This is a genomic window from Allomuricauda sp. F6463D (genome assembly GCF_023015965.1).
In the GTDB taxonomy this organism is placed as follows: domain Bacteria; phylum Bacteroidota; class Bacteroidia; order Flavobacteriales; family Flavobacteriaceae; genus Flagellimonas.
Window position 1 is genome coordinate 1,047,111 of record NZ_JALKAN010000001.1, and the last position, 18,026, is coordinate 1,065,136.

Annotated in this window: 12 protein-coding genes; 10 read left to right on the forward strand and 2 right to left on the reverse strand. The window is 40.2% G+C overall.

Translation table 11 applies throughout. From position 1 onward, the window contains the following. Positions 1 to 17: 17 nt before the first annotated feature. From MWU56_RS04580 to MWU56_RS04595, 4 genes are all read left to right on the forward strand, one after another. Positions 18 to 2,423 carry a 3-hydroxyacyl-CoA dehydrogenase/enoyl-CoA hydratase family protein gene (locus tag MWU56_RS04580; RefSeq protein WP_247042654.1) on the forward strand — a complete coding sequence of 802 codons (2,406 nt, stop codon included), beginning with the start codon at positions 18 to 20 and terminating at the stop codon, positions 2,421 to 2,423. Positions 2,424 to 2,462: 39 nt separating this feature from the next. Continuing rightward, complete coding sequence (locus MWU56_RS04585; protein ID WP_247042656.1) at positions 2,463 to 2,810, forward strand: four helix bundle protein; 348 nt, start codon at positions 2,463 to 2,465, stop codon at positions 2,808 to 2,810. A 38-nt stretch (positions 2,811 to 2,848) separates the two neighbouring features. Next, the gene (locus MWU56_RS04590; protein WP_247042658.1) at positions 2,849 to 4,039 is read left to right on the forward strand and encodes an acetyl-CoA C-acyltransferase; all 1,191 of its coding nucleotides are present in this window, start codon (positions 2,849 to 2,851) and stop codon (positions 4,037 to 4,039) included. Positions 4,040 to 4,158: 119 nt separating this feature from the next. Continuing rightward, positions 4,159 to 5,964, forward strand: coding sequence for an acyl-CoA dehydrogenase family protein (locus MWU56_RS04595; protein WP_247042659.1), 1,806 nt, complete (start codon positions 4,159 to 4,161; stop codon positions 5,962 to 5,964). 70 nt (positions 5,965 to 6,034) lie between these two features. Here the strand turns inward: MWU56_RS04595 and MWU56_RS04600 are convergent, their stop codons facing one another. Beyond that, positions 6,035 to 7,834, reverse strand: a complete 1,800-nt coding sequence (locus MWU56_RS04600; RefSeq protein WP_247042660.1) for a glycoside hydrolase family 15 protein — start codon at positions 7,832 to 7,834, stop codon at positions 6,035 to 6,037. A 103-nt stretch (positions 7,835 to 7,937) separates the two neighbouring features. Here MWU56_RS04600 and MWU56_RS04605 point away from each other — a divergent pair, with 103 nt between their 5' ends. Genes MWU56_RS04605 through MWU56_RS04625 form a run of 5 tightly spaced genes read left to right on the forward strand, consistent with a single transcriptional unit; the run spans position 7,938 to position 15,244 of the window. Further along, positions 7,938 to 10,148 (forward strand): bifunctional alpha,alpha-trehalose-phosphate synthase (UDP-forming)/trehalose-phosphatase, encoded by a 2,211-nt coding sequence (locus tag MWU56_RS04605; protein WP_247042661.1) that lies wholly within the window; start codon positions 7,938 to 7,940, stop codon positions 10,146 to 10,148. Beyond that, entirely contained in the window at positions 10,145 to 11,668 is a 1,524-nt protein-coding gene (locus tag MWU56_RS04610) for a nuclear transport factor 2 family protein (RefSeq protein WP_247042662.1), read from the forward strand. Before MWU56_RS04605 ends, MWU56_RS04610 begins: the two co-directional genes overlap by 4 nt. Positions 11,669 to 11,708: 40 nt before the next feature. After that, on the forward strand, positions 11,709 to 13,040 hold the full coding sequence (locus tag MWU56_RS04615) for a M28 family metallopeptidase (protein WP_247042663.1): 1,332 nt from the start codon (positions 11,709 to 11,711) through the stop codon (positions 13,038 to 13,040). 16 nt (positions 13,041 to 13,056) lie between these two features. Next, the gene (locus MWU56_RS04620; protein WP_247042664.1) at positions 13,057 to 14,670 is read left to right on the forward strand and encodes a M1 family metallopeptidase; all 1,614 of its coding nucleotides are present in this window, start codon (positions 13,057 to 13,059) and stop codon (positions 14,668 to 14,670) included. Position 14,671: 1 nt separating this feature from the next. Next, positions 14,672 to 15,244, forward strand: a complete 573-nt coding sequence (locus MWU56_RS04625) for a YdeI/OmpD-associated family protein (protein ID WP_247042666.1) — start codon at positions 14,672 to 14,674, stop codon at positions 15,242 to 15,244. A gap of 2 nt (positions 15,245 to 15,246) precedes the next feature. Here MWU56_RS04625 and MWU56_RS04630 read toward each other — a convergent pair whose 3' ends face one another. Then, positions 15,247 to 16,503: an MFS transporter gene (locus tag MWU56_RS04630; RefSeq protein WP_247042668.1), complete on the reverse strand. Its 1,257-nt coding sequence runs from the start codon at positions 16,501 to 16,503 to the stop codon at positions 15,247 to 15,249. 101 nt (positions 16,504 to 16,604) lie between these two features. Here MWU56_RS04630 and MWU56_RS04635 point away from each other — a divergent pair, with 101 nt between their 5' ends. Beyond that, positions 16,605 to 18,014, forward strand: a complete 1,410-nt coding sequence (locus tag MWU56_RS04635; protein ID WP_247042669.1) for an amidohydrolase family protein — start codon at positions 16,605 to 16,607, stop codon at positions 18,012 to 18,014. Positions 18,015 to 18,026 lie beyond the last annotated feature (12 nt).

Here is an 18,026-nt window from a genome sequence, read left to right on the forward strand (position 1 = left end):
AATTTATAAAATCGCACATGAAAAGGCATATAAACAAAGTTGCCGTAATTGGTTCCGGAATTATGGGAAGTGGTATTGCATGCCACTTTGCGAACATTGGGGTCGAGGTGTTATTGTTGGATATTGTTCCTAGAGAGCTCACCGACAAAGAAAAGGCCAAAGGACTTACCTTGGAAGACAAAGCAGTTCGAAATCGTTTAGTAAACGATTCTTTGACCGCCGCCCTTAAATCCAAACCCTCCCCTATTTATCATCAAAAATTTGCAGATCGCATTTCTACAGGAAACATGGAAGATGATATTTCCAAGGTGGCCGATGTAGATTGGATCATTGAAGTGGTAGTGGAACGATTGGACATCAAAAAACAAGTGTTCGAGAATCTGGACAAGCACAGAACACCAGGCACCTTGATCACTTCGAACACATCAGGTATCCCCATTAAGTTTATGAGTGAGGGAAGAAGTGATGATTTCCAAAAACATTTCTGCGGAACCCACTTTTTCAACCCCGCGCGATACCTTAAACTCTTTGAAATCATTCCAGGTCCAAAAACCTCACAAGAAGTTTTAGAATTCCTTAATGGTTATGGTGAACAGTTCTTGGGCAAAACTTCAGTGGTTGCCAAAGACACACCTGCCTTTATCGGAAACAGGATAGGGATTTTCAGTATCCAAAGTCTTTTCCACGCCGTAAAAGATTTGGGAATGACGGTTGAAGAAGTGGATAAATTGACCGGACCCGTAATTGGAAGGCCAAAATCTGCAACTTTCCGTACCGTAGATGTAGTTGGTTTGGACACTTTGGTGCACGTGGCTAACGGAATCAGTGACAATTGCAAGGACGATGAGCGTCTCGAACTGTTCCAATTACCCGGTTTCATCAAAACTATGATGGACAATAAATGGTTAGGAAGCAAATCCGGACAAGGTTTCTATAAAAAAGTGAAAGGTGATAATGGTAAGAGCGAAATCTTGACCTTGGATTTGGATACGATGGATTACCGTGCCAAAAAAAGTGCAAAATTTGCCACTTTGGAGCTCACCAAAACCATTGACAAGGTAATTGACCGTTTTCCTGTATTGGTAGGCGGAAAAGATAAAGCCGGGGAATTTTACAGAAAAAGCTTTGGTGCTTTGTTCGCCTATGTTACCCATCGAATCCCTGAAATCACGAATGAACTCTATAAAATAGATGATGCCATGAAAGCTGGTTTCGGCTGGGAACATGGACCATTCCAAATTTGGGATGCCGTAGGTTTGGACAAAGGTCTCGAACTTATTAAGGCTGAAGGTTTGGAGGCCGCTTCATGGGTTACCGAGATGAAAAAGGCAGGAATTGATTCCTTCTACACCGTAAAAGAAGGCAACACCTATTTCTACGATATTCCAAAAAAGACCATGGAAAAAATTCCTGGTCAGGATGCGTTCATCATTTTGGACAACATTCGAAAAACCAAAGAAGTCTTCAAAAACAGCGGTGTTGTAATCGAAGATTTGGGCGATGGAATCCTCAACTGTGAATTCCAATCCAAAATGAATACCATTGGGGGCGATGTGCTTGCTGGTTTGAACAAAGCTGTTGACCTTGCTGAAAAAGATTTTGCAGGATTGGTAGTAGGTAACCAAGCAGCTAATTTCTCTGTTGGAGCCAATATCGGAATGATTTTTATGATGGCGGTGGAGCAAGAATATGATGAGTTGAATATGGCTATCAAAATGTTCCAGGACACCATGATGCGCATGCGATACTCATCCATTCCAACCGTAGCCGCGCCGCACGGTATGGCCTTGGGCGGAGGTTGTGAACTTTCACTCCACGCAGATAAGGTAGTAGCTGCTGCAGAAACCTACATTGGTTTGGTAGAATTTGGTGTAGGGGTAATCCCTGGCGGAGGTGGTTCCAAAGAAATGGCGCTTCGAGCTTCGGATACCTTCAAAAAAAATGACGTGGAGTTAAATGTGCTTCAAGAGTATTTCCTGACCATTGGAATGGCCAAGGTATCAACATCGGCATATGAAGCCTTTGATTTGGGCATCTTGCAAAAAGGAAAAGACGTTGTAGTGGTCAACAAAGACCGTCAAATTGCAACGGCCAAAGCTCATGCTAAAATTATGGCAGATGCAGGCTACACTAAACCTGTAAAACGAAAAGATGTAAAAGTTCTTGGAAAGCAAGCCTTGGGCATGTTCTTGGTAGGAACAGACTCCATGGAAGCTGGGCATTATATTTCGGAGCACGACAAAAAGATTGCCAACAAATTGGCCTACGTAATGGCTGGGGGCGACCTTTCAGAAGCAACAATGGTAACGGAACAATATCTTTTGGATTTGGAACGAGAAGCATTCTTGTCCCTTTGCACTGAAAAAAAGACTTTGGAACGTATCCAACACATGTTGAAAACAGGAAAACCACTTCGCAACTAGTTGCGATAGTAATGAGATGCTAGAATTGAGTAATCAGAAATGCACAAAGTAAAAGATTTAAAAATTTGGAGAAAATCGATTCAGCTTTCCAAAGCTATCTATCTACTTATGCCTGAGTTACCAAAAGATGAAAAATTTGGTTTGATAAATCAAATTAAAAGAAGTGCCGTTTCAGTCCCTTCTAATATTGCCGAGGGAGCTGGAAGAAATTTAAACAAAGAGTTTAAGCACTTTTTAAGTATTGCGAACGGTTCTCTATACGAACTACAGACGCAATTGATTTTAATTATTGAATTAAACTTAACAAAAAACCAGAAAGCACAAATACTGATAGATGAATGTATTGAAATACAAAAAATGATTTATTCATTAAGGCAAAAGCTGTAATCTCAATACTAACATCTCAATTCTCAATACTTTTTAAAATGAAAACAGCATATATAGTAAAAGGATATAGAACAGCCATTGGCAAAGCGCCAAAAGGAGTATTCAGGTTTAAGCGTCCGGATGAATTGGCCGCAGAAACCATAGAACATATAATGAAGGAGCTTCCCCAATTGGACAAAAAACGTATTGACGACGTTATTGTGGGGAATGCCATGCCCGAAGCTGAACAAGGTTTGAACATGGGAAGACTTATCTCATTAATGGGTCTCAATATTGAAGACGTCCCTGGCGTGACCGTGAACCGTTATTGCGCTTCAGGACTAGAAACCATCGGTATTGCAACAGCCAAAATCCAATCGGGAATGGCAGATTGTATCATTGCCGGAGGAGCGGAGAGTATGAGTTACATTCCCATGGGAGGTTACAAGCCTACGCCTGATTATGCCACAGCCAAAGAAGGCAACGAAGACTATTACTGGGGAATGGGACTTACTGCTGAAGCAGTTGCACAGCAATTCAAGGTTTCACGTGAGGACCAAGATGAATTTGCATTCAATTCCCATATGAAAGCGTTGAAGGCCCAAGAAGAAGATCGTTTTCAAGATCAAATTGTGCCCATTGATGTAGAGCATACATTTGTGAACGAAGCAGGAAAAAAAGAAACCAAATCATACACGGTAAACAAGGATGAAGGGCCACGAAAAGGAACCAACATCCCGACTTTGAACAAACTAAGGCCCGTATTTGCAGCAGGTGGTAGTGTTACCGCCGGTAACTCATCTCAAATGAGTGATGGAGCCGCTTTTGTAATGGTGATGAGTGAAGAAATGGTAAAAGAACTCAACTTAGAACCCATTGCAAGATTGGTAAACTATGCCGCAGCGGGTGTTGAGCCAAGAATTATGGGCATTGGCCCTGTAAAAGCCATTCCAAAAGCATTAAAACAGGCAGGTATGAAACAAGACGAGATAGACCTTATCGAACTCAACGAGGCCTTTGCATCACAATCCTTAGCCGTAATCCGAGAATTAGGGCTCAATCAAGACATTGTGAATGTCAATGGAGGAGCCATTGCCCTCGGTCACCCACTTGGATGTACAGGCGCCAAACTATCAGTTCAACTTTTTGATGAAATGAGAAAACGGGACATGAAAGGTAAGTATGGTATGGTCACCATGTGCGTGGGAACTGGACAAGGTGCAGCTGGTATATTTGAATTTTTATCATAAGGCATTTGAAAAATAAAACAAAGCACTAAACAATAACAAAAAATGATTTCAAGCTTTCAATCCAGTTTAGACAAGTAAATCTTGGCTCTTGATTCTTGATTCTATTAATCTAAGCAACTATGGAAACAAAAGAAAAAGACATACTGAGAGGAGGTCAATTTTTGGTCAAGGAAACCAAATGTGAGGACGTGTTCACCCTTGAGGACCTCAACGAAGAACAAAAAATGATGCGCGAAAGCACCAAGGAGTTTGTAGACAGAGAACTATGGGCGCATTGGGAACGCTTTGAGAAAAAAGATTACGCCTATACGGAAGAATGCATGAAAAAGGCAGGAGAACTTGGTCTTTTAAGTGTGGCAGTTCCCGAAGCTTACGGAGGCATGGGTATGGGATTTGTTTCTACCATGTTGGTTTGTGATTACATTTCCGGTGCAACTGGGTCCTTTAGTACAGCATTTGGTGCGCATACTGGAATCGGAACCATGCCCATCACATTATACGGAACCGAAGAGCAAAAACAAAAATACGTCCCAAGATTAGCTACTGGTGAATGGTTTGGCGCCTATTGTCTAACCGAACCTGGAGCTGGGTCCGACGCTAACTCGGGAAAAACAAAAGCAGTACTTTCCGATGATGGCAAGTATTATAGTATTACTGGACAGAAAATGTGGATTTCCAACGCTGGATTTTGCAATATGTTCATTGTTTTTGCTAGAATTGGCGATGATAAAAACATTACTGGGTTCATCGTGGAAAACGACACTGAAAATGGAATCTCCTTTGGTGAAGAAGAGAAAAAACTGGGTATCCACTCCTCCTCTACCCGTCAAGTATTTTTCAATGAAACCAAGGTCCCAGTTGAAAACATGCTGTCCGAAAGAGGCAATGGATTCAAAATTGCGATGAATGCCTTAAATATAGGAAGAATCAAACTGGCCGCAGCGTGTTTGGAGGCACAACGACGTGTAATTGGCGAGGCCACTAAATACGCAAATGAGCGTATTCAGTTTAAAACTCCTATTATAAATTTTGGTGCCATTAAAGCTAAGATTGCCGATATGGCTACCAATGTATATGTGGATGAAGCCGCCTCTTACCGTGCCGCTAAAAATATAGAAGATAGAATAGCCATTAGGGAAGCAGATGGTAATTCACATCAAGAAGCGGAGCTCAAAGGTGTTGAGGAATATGCGATAGAATGTTCTATTTTGAAGGTTGCCGTATCGGAACACGTACAGCACACCACAGATGAAGGTATCCAAGTATTTGGAGGAATGGGCTTTAGTGCAGATACGCCTATGGAGTCCGCATGGCGAGATGCCCGTATTGCCAGAATATATGAGGGCACCAACGAAATTAATAGAATGCTCTCCGTGGGAATGTTGGTAAAAAAAGCTATGAAAGGCCATGTAGACCTTTTAGGGCCAGCTACGGCAGTTGGCGAGGAATTAATGGGCATACCATCTTTTGATGCACCCGATTTCTCCGAGTTACTTTCAGAAGAAAAAGACTTGGTTGCCCGATTGAAAAAAGTATTCCTAATGATTGCAGGAAGTGCCGTTCAAAAATTTGGTCCAGATTTAGAAGAACAGCAAATGTTGCTGATGGCCGCCTCGGATATCCTGATTCAAGTCTATATGGCAGAATCGGCTATTTTAAGAACGGAAAAAAATGCTAAACGCTTTGGCGAAGAAGCACAGGCAACACAAATAGCCATGTCCAAATTATATTTGTACAGGGCAGTCGATATCATCCAACAAAAAGGAAAGGAAGCCATAGTTTCTTTTGCGGAAGGCGATGAGCAACGCATGATGTTAATGGGGCTTAAGCGCTTTACCAAGTATATGAACCAACCCAATGTAGTGAAACTTAGAACGCAGATAGCCGAGAAAGTTGCCGCTGATAATGGGTATACCTTTGACTAATTCAAATATTTGTTGGGATGAAAACCCGCATGGATTTGAAAACGCCCCTATTGGGGCGTTTTTTTATTTGTTATCCTATCGATTCCAAAATTTCATCGTCTTTTTGTTTGTTGGAAAAATTGATGGCACATTCAATAAGTGCCAAGTGGGAATATGCTTGCGGAAAATTACCCAACAATCTTTTGGTTTTAAAGTCGATATCTTCACTAAATAATCCAAGGTGGTTACTGTAGCTCAATAAACGCTCAAAATGTTCAAGAGCTTTTTCTTCCTCTCCTATTTTAAACAGCGCATTGATGAACCAAAATGTACAAATGGTAAAAGATGATGAAGGCAATCCAAAATCATCTTCATTCTTATAACGATACAAAAGACCGTCATTACTCAACCCTTCATCAATAGCTTGTACGGTACTGACATATTTAGGGTCCCTAGCATGGATAAAACCGTAAGGCTCCATTAAAAGTATCGAAGCATCCAAGTGCCGTGAACCGTACGATTGCACAAATGCATTGATATCACTGTTCCAAGCATTTTTATGAATATCATCTTTTATTTCTTGTTCAAGAGCTATCCAACGTTCTAGTTTACGGGTTTTACCAAACATTTTTGCCACTTTTATGGCCCTGTCGATGGCTACCCAACACAATACCTTTGAAAAAGTAAAGTGCTTATCCTCTCCACGAAATTCCCAAATACCTTTGTCCGGTTCTTGCCAATGTTTACCAACGATCCAAACTATGCCTTTGGTGATGTTCCACAACTCTTCCACATTTTCAATATCATTACTAAAGGAGTTCAATTGCTCATAGATCACATCCATCAAAATACCATAGATATCGTTTTGTTTCTGCATATACGCTGCATTACCCACCCTTACCGGTTTGGAGCCCTTGTAACCATCTAAATGATCCAAAGATATTTCCGTGAGTTTTTTTTCCTTATTGATACCATACATGATCTGGAGTTTTTCATCCTTGTCAGGCATTAGGTCAATTATAAACTGAAGAAATCTTTTGGCGGAATTCTTATGTCCCAGTTCCGAAACCACTTTGATTACCATGGATGCATCACGAATCCAACAGAAACGATAATCCCAATTACGCACCTCTCCTATTGTTTCGGGAAGAGAAGTAGTGGCCGCTGCCAATACAGCACCTGTTTTATCATAAGTCAACATTTTTAAGGTAATTGCACTTCGAATTATCTGCTCATTGAATTTCTTATAGGTAGGCGTTTTATCTACCCAATCCAACCAGTACACTTTGGTTCGTTCCAGCTCCAAAGCAATTTTTTGCGTAGTAGGTTTAAATATTTTTTCGTTATAACAAATCAAGAAGTAGCCATCTTCCTCTAGCGTTACATCTTTCTGTTCCAAAATACTATTCTTCTCAAAAGAAGTATAAAGAAATAAGGTGTCGTATTTATTCTCATGGGTAAGGCTCGCTATAAAATCTTCTTTTATATAGTGTTTGGTCTTACCAACCGCATATTCCAATTTAGGGTCGTACTTAAAACACACTTTTGGACTCCCCGACACATATTTAATGTATCGGATTATTTCTGGGGGAGCCATGTATTTCCCGTTCATTTTATGATGGCGAGGCATAAAATCATGCACCTCGAAAACATTTTCCCCTTCACTATATCGGGTTACCAAAATAGCGGTCCGGTTATAATATTCTTGATGTATTTCGTAATTTCCCTTGGGTATAATCTCAAAACTCCCCCCTATTTGCTCATCCAGTAGTTTTGCAAATACCGAAGTTGAGTCAAACTGAGGCAAACAGCACCAGTCTATGGAGCCTTCTTTGGATATCAATGCCGCACTTCTACAATTCCCTATAATTCCATAATTCAAGTTGTCCATAGGTCAATAATTCTCAAAAGGGTTAGATTGAATTGGTTTTGCGATCGAATTTCCCGATTTTTAAAGAAACAAAAAATTAAAATACCTCAAAAATCATCCTTTTATGGGCAAAACTATCATAATCTCAAATCGATTACCCGTTCAATTACAAATTAGCAATGGAAGCCTCAATGCAATACCAAGTGTTGGAGGGTTGGCTACAGGGATGAAATCGGTACATAGCGGCGGTGAAAGTTTATGGATCGGTTGGTCGGGCCTAACGGATGAAGATATTCCCCATGAACTTGAAGACGATATCGACGGTGCCCTACAAGAACATGGCTGCGCCAAAGTAAAATTAAATGCAGACGAAATTGATGGTTTTTATTATGGTTTTAGCAATAGGACCATATGGCCACTGTTCCACTATTTTTTAAAATACTCCGAATTTGAACTAACATTTTGGGAAACGTATAAATCTGTAAATCAAAAATTTGCCGACACCATTATTGAACATGCTGATGACGATGATACGATTTGGGTACATGATTACCAATTGATGTTGGTACCACAGATGGTTCGTGAAAAACGCCCAGACACAACAATCGGGTTCTTTTTGCACATTCCTTTTCCCTCCTACGAAATTTTTCGGACGTTACCTTGGCGTGAGGAAATCTTGGATGGATTGTTGGGGTCGGACCTTATTGGTTTCCACACCTACGATTATGAAAGACATTTTTTAAGTTCTGTAAGAAGACTTATGGGGCTGGATGTAAGCTTCAATGAAATTTATCTGGACAATAGGGTCATAAAAGTAGATTCCTTTCCCATGGGAATCGATTATAAAAAGTTTAGGGAAGCGGCAATATTACACAACTCTAAAAGCCCGGAAGAGCGTAGTGATCTACAGGTCCGTTTAGACAGTCACATTGCATCTGCACCAGATACCAAACTTATTCTTTCCATAGACAGATTGGATTACAGTAAGGGAATTGCCAAACGTATAAACGCATTTGAATATTTTCTTCAAAAATATCCAGAGTATAAAGAAAAAGTGCGTTTAATCATACTGGCCGTACCCTCCCGCTCCAATGTACCCCAGTATCAATTACTTAAAAGGGAAGTTGATGAATTGGTAGGCAGAATTAACGGGGAGTTGTCTACCGTCAACTGGACCCCCATTTGGTATTTCTATCGCTCCTTGCCCTTTGAAAGCCTTATAGACCTATACACCTCAAGTGACATAGCGTGGCTTACACCTTTACGGGACGGGATGAATTTGGTGGCCAAAGAATACATCGCTACCCGTACAGATAAATCAGGAGTGCTTATTTTAAGTGAAATGGCGGGTTCTGCCTATGAAATGAACGAAGCCCTATTGATTAACCCGAACAATTTTGAACAACAAGCAGATACTTTAAAACAAGCGCTCAATATGCCAATGGAAGAACAAGTTTCCCGAAACACCTTTTTGCAAAAAAGATTGGAACGGTACAATGTAGAGGTGTGGGCGAACGAGTTTATGAATGCCTTGAAAGAAAAAAGAGATTTGGGCAAAGCCTTTATTTCTGAAAAAATGTCCTCAGAGATATTGTTGTCCATTGAAAAAGAATATACAAAATCAAAAAAACGTTTATTGTTCCTTGATTATGATGGAACGTTGGCCGGTTTCCATAAAGATCCGCAAAAAGCCTCTCCAGATGAAGAACTTTATGAGCTTTTGGATGCATTGCACACACAAGAAAACACAACGCTGTTCTTGATAAGTGGAAGAGACAAACAAACCTTTGGACGATGGTTTTTGCCAAAAAAATATAACATGATCGTGGAGCATGGTGTATGGATTTCCAAACATGGGGAAGATTTTAAAATGCTGGAACAAGTAAAGGGTGAATGGATGGGCAAAATTAAACCTGTTTTGGAATCTTTTGTGGACAGAACCCCAGGATCTTTTATTGAGGAAAAGAATTATTCCTTAGCTTGGCACTATAGGAATACCGACCCAGATTTTGGAAACAAAAGAGCAACGGAACTCAATACGGTACTTCGGAGTTTGATTGGCAATGACGATATAAGCGTGCTTAATGGCAATAAGGTTATGGAAATCAAAAATAGTAACGTGAACAAAGGTAGGGCGGCTACGCGTATGTTAAGTGAGGACAATTATGACTTTGTATTTGCCATTGGCGATGATTGGACAGACGAATTTATGTTCCAAGAACTCCCGGATTCTGCTGTCACCGTTAAAGTTGGCCTTAAAAAAACCCAGGCCAAATACCATGTGGAAAATACAGCGAGAGTAAGACAACTTCTAAAACGTTTTATACAACCATGATACGAGGTTTTTTCATTATAAGTTTTTTGTTGGTAAGTGTCCATGGTTGGTCACAGACCCAAACAGAGGTTTACCTCTTTGATCTAGAACTAAACAATGGAAAACCAATTTTAACCAATCCTAAAAACATATCAAACAATCATGGTTACGACAACCAACCTTCTTTCTGGGACGATGATAGTATTTTGTTTGCTTCTACAAGAAAAGGGCAAACAGATGTCCTCAAATTCAATGTGAAAGAAGGAAGCACTTCATCATGGTTAACCTATACAACAGCAGGCAGTGAATATTCACCTTTGCGTATTCCCAATAAAAATGCTTTTTCTGCCATTCGGCTCGATGTTGATGGCTTACAACGTTTGTACGAGTACGATTTAAAAACAAGGGAATCCTCTCCAATTACCGATTTAAAGATTGGTTACCATATTTGGTTCAGCGATTATATTCTAGTTGCCACAATTTTGGTGGATAACCGAATGGATCTAGTGATTATAGACTTGGAAAAAAACACACAAAAAACTATTTATAAAAATGTAGGACGATCATTGCACTCGATACCCGGCACCGAATTGGTCAGTTTTATTGGCAAAAAAAGTAATACCTGGGAAATTTTATCATTGGACCCATTAACTGGTTTGACAAAAAAAATAACGAATGTATTTGACCAAGAAGAGGATATTTGCTGGTTGGATGAAAACATCATAATCACGGGAGCAGGAAAAAAGTTGTTGAGTTTGGATATTGGTTCTGAAGCTGTCTGGGAAACCATAATTGAATTTCCCCAAGAAGAAATCAATAACATCAGTCGAATAGCCATTAGTCCAAACAGAAAAAGATTGGCTTTTGTGGCCGAGGAATCACCAGCCAAAATCATTCAAACACAGGTTAATGCATTTAACAATAGAGACCTAGAGGCTTTTACATCCTGTTTTTCAGAAAATGTTAGGGTACAACGATTTCCAAATGAAATCATGTATAAGGGTAACAAAAAAATGGTTGAGAATTATGAACGTTTCTTCGAAAATGTAAAAACCTCTAGTGTGGAAGTTGTTAACCGAATAATTCTTGGAAATACCATTATAGATGAGGAAATCACCAAAGTCGATGGTAGGGATGGCCACCAAGTCGCTATTTATAAAGTTGAGAACGGCCTCATAACAACCATGACGTTTATTTTCCCGGATGGCCCATTGACCGATGCTGAAAGCATTGTGAAAGAACAAATGGAAGCATATAACGACAGGGATATTGAAGCTTTTACAGAAACGTATTCAAGGTATGTGGAGCTGTATAACTTTCCAAAAATACTTACCTTACAAGGCAAACCGAACCTAGAGTATAAATATGGATCGCTTTTTAAAAATACTTCGGACTTACATGTCGACATTAATAGTAGCATTGTTCTAGGAAACAAAATTATCAACGAAGAATCTGCGACCATGAATGGGGAAGTTTTTAGAACAGTTGCCATTTATGAAGTAGAAAACGGTAAAATTGTAAAGGTTACATTCATTAAATAAGTTACATATACTAATTCAAACCAAAACAGCCTCTTAACTCATGAAAAAAACACTGGTTTTACTACTTTTAGCTATAACAACAGTTGGCTTTTCCCAAGCTGATACCCGCATCTACGATATCATCAATTCCGTTTCGGCAGACCGAATAGAGAGTGATGTAACTACCTTAGTTAATTTTGGCACAAGGCATACATTGAGCGATACCGTTTCCCAAACCCGGGGCATTGGGGCCGCCAGACGATGGATAAAATCTGAGTTCGAGAAAATATCCTCAAACTGCGGAGATTGTTTGGAAGTGTTTTATCAAAAAAACTTTATTGAAAAAGGAGACAATGCAAGAATTGTAAAAGATGTTGAAATTGTAAACGTGGTAGCTATCCAAAGAGGAACCAAATTTCCAAATCGATTCATTATAATGAGCGGGGACATTGATTCACGTGTTAGCGACCCGACCAACTATACTTCAGATTCGCCCGGTGCCAACGACAATGCCAGTGGAATGGCCGGAACTATTGAAGCATCACGAGTACTTTCAGAATACAAGTTTGAAAGTAGTATCATCTACGTGGGGCTTTCTGGCGAAGAGCAAGGACTATATGGTGGAAAAGGATTGGCTGCCTACGCCAAAGAGAATAGTTGGGAAATTGTCGGCATTCTGAACAATGATATGATTGGAAACATCTCCGGTGTTGATGGCGTAGTGAGCAATAGGGATTTTAGAATATTCTCCGAACCCGTTCCGCCTACCGAAACAGAGGAGGAAAGAGCGGCCAGACGTTTTTATGGTGGAGAAGTCGATGGAATCTCCCGTCAGCTGGCAAGGTATGTTTACAAAACTACCAAGACCTATATGCCCGAAATGAATCCTATGTTGATCTATCGTTTGGATCGTTTTGGACGAGGCGGTCATCACAGACCTTTTAATGACGCCGGTTACGCAGGTATTCGGATTATGGAAGCCCATGAAAATTATACCCAACAGCATCAAGATATTCGCGTGGAAAACGGCATAGCCTATGGCGATGTCTTGGAACACGTTGATTTTGGGTACGCCAAGAAGCTTACCGCAGTAAATGCCATAAACCTTGCCTCCATTGCTTGGGCTCCCCAATCACCAGAAACTGTTGAAATTGGAGGTATTGTGGAACCCAGCGCCAAACTCAAATGGAGTAAAGTAGATGGAGCGGTGGGGTACAAAATTTACTGGAGGGATACTACCTCGCCGACTTGGGACAATTACAAATATGTTGGAGATGTAAACGAACATACCTTGGAAGGCATCGTCATAGACAATTTTTTCTTTGGGGTAGCAGCCGTTGGAAAAGATGGGCACGAAAGCCCAGTGGTTTTTCCAAATAAGGTTTTTAGATAATCACTACCATAGCTCTATGAAACAATTTTTAATCATAGTCACGCTTTTATTGAGTATAACTTCTCTAAATGCTCAGAATTTTACACGACAAGATACGTTGCGGGGCAGCATAACCCCAGAAAGGGAATGGTGGGATTTGAATTATTATCATCTTAATGTAAAGGTAGACCCTTCTAAAAAATTCATTTCGGGGCATAATATTGTTCGATACAAGGTTTTAAAAGCGGCTCAAACGCTTCAAATTGACCTTCAAGAACCCATGAGGATTGAAGCTGTAGTTCAAGATGGCAAACAATTAAAGTTTACTTCCGAAGGAAATGCCCATTTTATCAAACTGAAGAAAAAGCAGATACCTGGCGAATTCAATCAACTAAAAATAACGTACTCAGGTAATCCTAAAGAAGCTGTTAGAGCCCCTTGGGATGGCGGCTTTTCGTGGAAGGAAGATAAAAACGGCAACCCGTTTGTTGCAACTTCCTGTCAAGGTTTGGGTGCCAGTGTTTGGTGGCCCAATAAAGACCACATGTACGACGAAGTGGATAGCATGCGCATTAGTGCCACAGTTCCCAAAAACCTAATGGATGTATCCAACGGACAGTTGGAAAGTGTAGAGGACCTTGGTGATTATAAAACCTATAATTGGGTAGTCAAAAACCCGATAAATAACTACGGTGTAAATGTGAACATTGGGAACTACGTTCATTTTGGAGAAGTGTACGAAGGTGAAAACGGGCCTTTAAAGCTGGATTATTATGTATTGCCAGAAAACCTGGAAAAGGCAAAAAAACAGTTCGTGCAAACTCCCATGATGCTACAGGCTTTTGAATATTGGTTCGGCCCCTACCCCTTTTATGAAGATGGGTTCAAACTGGTGGAAGTGCCCTATTTGGGTATGGAACACCAAAGTTCTGTTACTTACGGAAACAAATACGAAAACGGTTATTTAGGGCGTGATCTATCAGGTACAGGCTGGGGCTTACAATTTGATTTCATAATTATTCACGAGGCAGGTCATGAATGGTTCGCCAACAACATCACCTATAAAGATATTGCAGACATGTGGGTGCATGAGGGGTTTACTGCCTACTCGGAAATTTTGTACCTCGACTATCATTTTGGAAAAAATGCATCTGCTGAATATGTGATCGGAACTCGTGCCAGTATTCAAAATGATAGCCCAATTATTGGTCCTTATGGGGTCAACAAAGAAGGTTCCAGCGATATGTACTACAAAGGTGCCAACATATTGCACACCCTCAGGCAATTGGTGGAAGATGATGAAAAATGGCGTCAAATGTTACGAGGCCTTAATAAAGATTTTCACCACCAAACGGTCACTTCCGAACAAATCGAAAATTATTTAAGTGAAAAATCAGGTAAAGACCTGTCTGCATTCTTTGATCAATACCTGCGCACCACCCTAATACCCGCCTTGGAATATAAAATTGATGGGGAAACCATAAGTTATAGGTATGTAGACATTGTGGCGGGTTTTGATATGCCCATCAAAGTATCCGTAGATGGTTCTGAAAAGTGGTTGTTTCCCACTGCTGAATGGAAAACAGAAGATTTGGAAGGAACCCAGGTTGACTTTGACAAAAACTTCTACATAGAGACGCAAAAAATATAGTGTGAAAAAGCATCCTGAGCATTATTTTAAAAATGATGATGAATGGCGTGAGTGGCTCCATGAAAACCATAAAACCCATACTGGTGTACACCTGATTTTTTACAAGGTAGAACACCAAAACGAAAGTATGCGATGGGAAGAAGCCGTTAAAGTAGCCCTTTGTTACGGATGGATAGACAGTACCGTCAGAAGTCTCGGCGATGGAAAACGCAAACAATATTTCTGCCCCAGAAAACCAAAAAGCACGTGGAGCAGGGTAAACAAGAATCATATAAAAGAATTAAAGACCAATGGATCAATGCACAAAAGTGGTCTTAAAGCCATTGAGGTGGCCAAGGAAAATGGTTCCTGGACCGAATTGGACGATGTAGAAAATGGTGTGGTTCCTTTAGATTTGCAAAAAGCTTTGGAGAATTGCCAAACTGCACGGGAAAACTTTAAAAAATTCACCAATAGTCAAAGAAAAAGTTATCTCTATTGGCTCAAACAGGCCAAACGGGAAGAAACTCGAAAAAAAAGAATCAAGGAAATCGTATCTCTTTCAGAACAAGGCATTAAATACAGAAACCAATAAGGTTACTGCTTACCATATTTTTTGTGATAGATCAACGCTGCTATTCCTCCAACAAATGCAAAAGCACTCAACATCCAAAACACATTTTGATGTCCCAATTCTTCACCGGGGTGCGCATCTAAAAGCATACCGTAGGCCGGGCCTGCAAAAACATCTGGTGTATAGCCTATCAGCGAAATGAGCCCAACCGCTGTTCCCGTTAAGGTCAATGGTATTTTGCCTACATGCATTACCCCAAAGTACAATGCCCTAGTAGCATAAACTCCTGCAGCGATAACAACCACCGACATAAAAAACAAGAATGTTGTAGTAGGTGCTATCGCTCCGCTGGCAAACAGCAACCCTCCAATCAATGACAAAACAAAACTGACAACCAACAGCCATGTGATCTTTAATCTATCTGCAATCAAACCGAAAAGAATACCTGTTGCAGGTCTTAGAAATTGCAATAAAGTACCCACTTTTGCCGAATCTACCTGATTGTACAACATTACCTCTTCTGCATATTGGGAAATGATATCCGTGATTTTATACCCTACGTAACCACAAAGAATAATGATCATTAACAACCACACCGAAGGTAATTTTAAAACTTGTTTGATATCCTTCCATGAAATCCGCTCAAGAACTTCTTTTTCACCGCTATCGTTCGTTTTCATATAAAACCAAACCAAAATCCCAACCAAAATAATGATGATAGAAGCAAAATAAAGTACATAGGTAAATGCCTCTTTTCGGTCTTGAAGGTTTGCTGTTTCAGGGGATTTTGACAAAAAAAATGAAAACACCACGACACCCAATAAGCTGAACAGTGCACCTGTCATCCCACGGCCACCATCGAGAAACCCAAAAGCTTTTCCTTGGGAATTTCTTCCGCCCCAGATTCGGGTGGCCTTGATCATTGGTGCCCAAAAAAGGAAAATAGTTGTGAAGCCCCACCAACCATACAATAATTGTAGCACCCAAAAAGTGGGGTATTGGGCAAACAAAAATCCACCCAGTGCAGTCATCCACAAAGCAACGGCTATTAATTTCCGAGGAGCATACTTGTCGGCAAGAGGCCCTCCAATAACATAGGAGGCCATTGCCACAAGACCGTAAACTGAAAAGCAAAGCCCCAATTGAACATTGTCCAATTGCAAAACATCCAAAACCGTAGGTCTAAAAACACGGGGCAATACAAAAGGAAGTATAAAAATGGCCTCCCCCGAGAGAATCAACAGTGTTAAATAGAGCCAACTCGGCTTCGTTTCCTTCAAAAACTTGGTTTTTACTAAAAATCAGTAAAAAACAGGAGAAACACAAGCAGGTGTGAAATAAAAATTCAGGTATCTTTAAAGCTTCAAAAAAGAAACACTACATGATTCGAATACTCTTTTCAGTCCTACTCCTTACCATTTTTGGTTGTAAAAATGAACCTGCAAACAGGTACGATTGGGCCATTTCCAACGCCAATGTGATTGATTTGGAAACAGGTGAAGTCAAAGCACAGGACATCTTTATTTCCAATGGTAATATCGAGGTTATCCAAATGGCAGGTTCCGAAAATAATTTTAAGGCTGATTCCATTATTGATGCTTCGGGGAAATACCTCTTACCCGGATTTTGGGATAACCACATCCATTTAAGGGGTGGAGATTCGTTGATTGCCAACAACAAAAATTTCTTAAAGCTATTTATTGCCAATGGTATCACTACGGTACGCGATGCCGGAGGAGATTTGACCCAATCTGTCATGGACTGGAAAAATCAAATTGCATCTGAAGATTTGATAGGTCCAACCATATTTACTGCAGGGCCCAAAATTGATGGTATTGGTTCTACGTGGGCAGGATCCCTCGAAGTTCAAACAGATGCTGATCTCCAAAAAGCTTTAGATTCTTTGGAGACACTAGAAGTTGATTTTGTTAAGATCTATGATAGCAGAATATCTCCTAAAAGCTACCTAAATGCTATCAAAGAAGCCAAAAACAGAGGATTTACAGTATCTGGCCATATGCCTTTCACCGTTACTCTTGATGAAACCATTGATGCTGGAATGGATGGGATTGAGCATCTTTACTACATTATGAAAGGGTGCGCAAGCAACGAAATTGAGGTTACTGATAAATTAAATAGTGGTGAAATGGGGTTTTGGGATGCCATGCCTGCACTTATGGGTGCCTACACGGATAGCACTGCCCAGACCACTTTTGCTAAATTAAAGGATGACAACGTATTTGTGGTGCCCACGCTTCATATTGGAAAAACCTTGAGTTATTTGGATGAAGTAGATCATTCCAAAGATCCCTATTTAAAATATATGGGAAAGGGAATTATCAAAACCTATCAAGGGAGGATAGAATCATCGTTGAACTCCTCCGAAGAAGCTCGTGAAAATAGAAAGCAATTGGATACGTTTTTTGGTGAATTGGCCAAATCCTTAGATTCTGCCGGCGTACAGTTATTGGCTGGATCTGATAGTGGTGCGTTTAATTCTTATGCCTATCCTGGCATTTCTTTACACAAGGAGTTAGAGGCTATGGTACACAGTGGAATATCTCCTTTAAATGCACTTCGTACTTCAACTGTCAATGGAGCAAAATTTTTAAACCAAACAGATACGTATGGCGCCATTTCAGAAGGAAAAGTTTCAGATTTGGTTATTTTGGATGGGAATCCATTGGACAACATTGAAAACACACGAAATATTTCCACGGTTATAAAAGGTAACCAAGTGTTTTTTATAGAACAACTACAAGAACTATTGAAGAGTTCCGTAGTGGAATAATATTTACAAAAA

What these genes read in the sequence shown, in the direction of transcription:
- MWU56_RS04580 (WP_247042654.1), top strand. Translation starts at nt 18, where the DNA reads ATGAAAAGGCATATAAACAAAGTTGCCGTAATTGGTTCCGGAATTATG.
- MWU56_RS04585 (WP_247042656.1), top strand. Translation starts at nt 2,463, where the DNA reads ATGCACAAAGTAAAAGATTTAAAAATTTGGAGAAAATCGATTCAGCTT.
- MWU56_RS04590 (WP_247042658.1), top strand. Translation starts at nt 2,849, where the DNA reads ATGAAAACAGCATATATAGTAAAAGGATATAGAACAGCCATTGGCAAA.
- MWU56_RS04595 (WP_247042659.1), top strand. Translation starts at nt 4,159, where the DNA reads ATGGAAACAAAAGAAAAAGACATACTGAGAGGAGGTCAATTTTTGGTC.
- MWU56_RS04600 (WP_247042660.1), bottom strand. Translation starts at nt 7,834, where the DNA reads ATGGACAACTTGAATTATGGAATTATAGGGAATTGTAGAAGTGCGGCA.
- MWU56_RS04605 (WP_247042661.1), top strand. Translation starts at nt 7,938, where the DNA reads ATGGGCAAAACTATCATAATCTCAAATCGATTACCCGTTCAATTACAA.
- MWU56_RS04610 (WP_247042662.1), top strand. Translation starts at nt 10,145, where the DNA reads ATGATACGAGGTTTTTTCATTATAAGTTTTTTGTTGGTAAGTGTCCAT.
- MWU56_RS04615 (WP_247042663.1), top strand. Translation starts at nt 11,709, where the DNA reads ATGAAAAAAACACTGGTTTTACTACTTTTAGCTATAACAACAGTTGGC.
- MWU56_RS04620 (WP_247042664.1), top strand. Translation starts at nt 13,057, where the DNA reads ATGAAACAATTTTTAATCATAGTCACGCTTTTATTGAGTATAACTTCT.
- MWU56_RS04635 (WP_247042669.1), top strand. Translation starts at nt 16,605, where the DNA reads ATGATTCGAATACTCTTTTCAGTCCTACTCCTTACCATTTTTGGTTGT.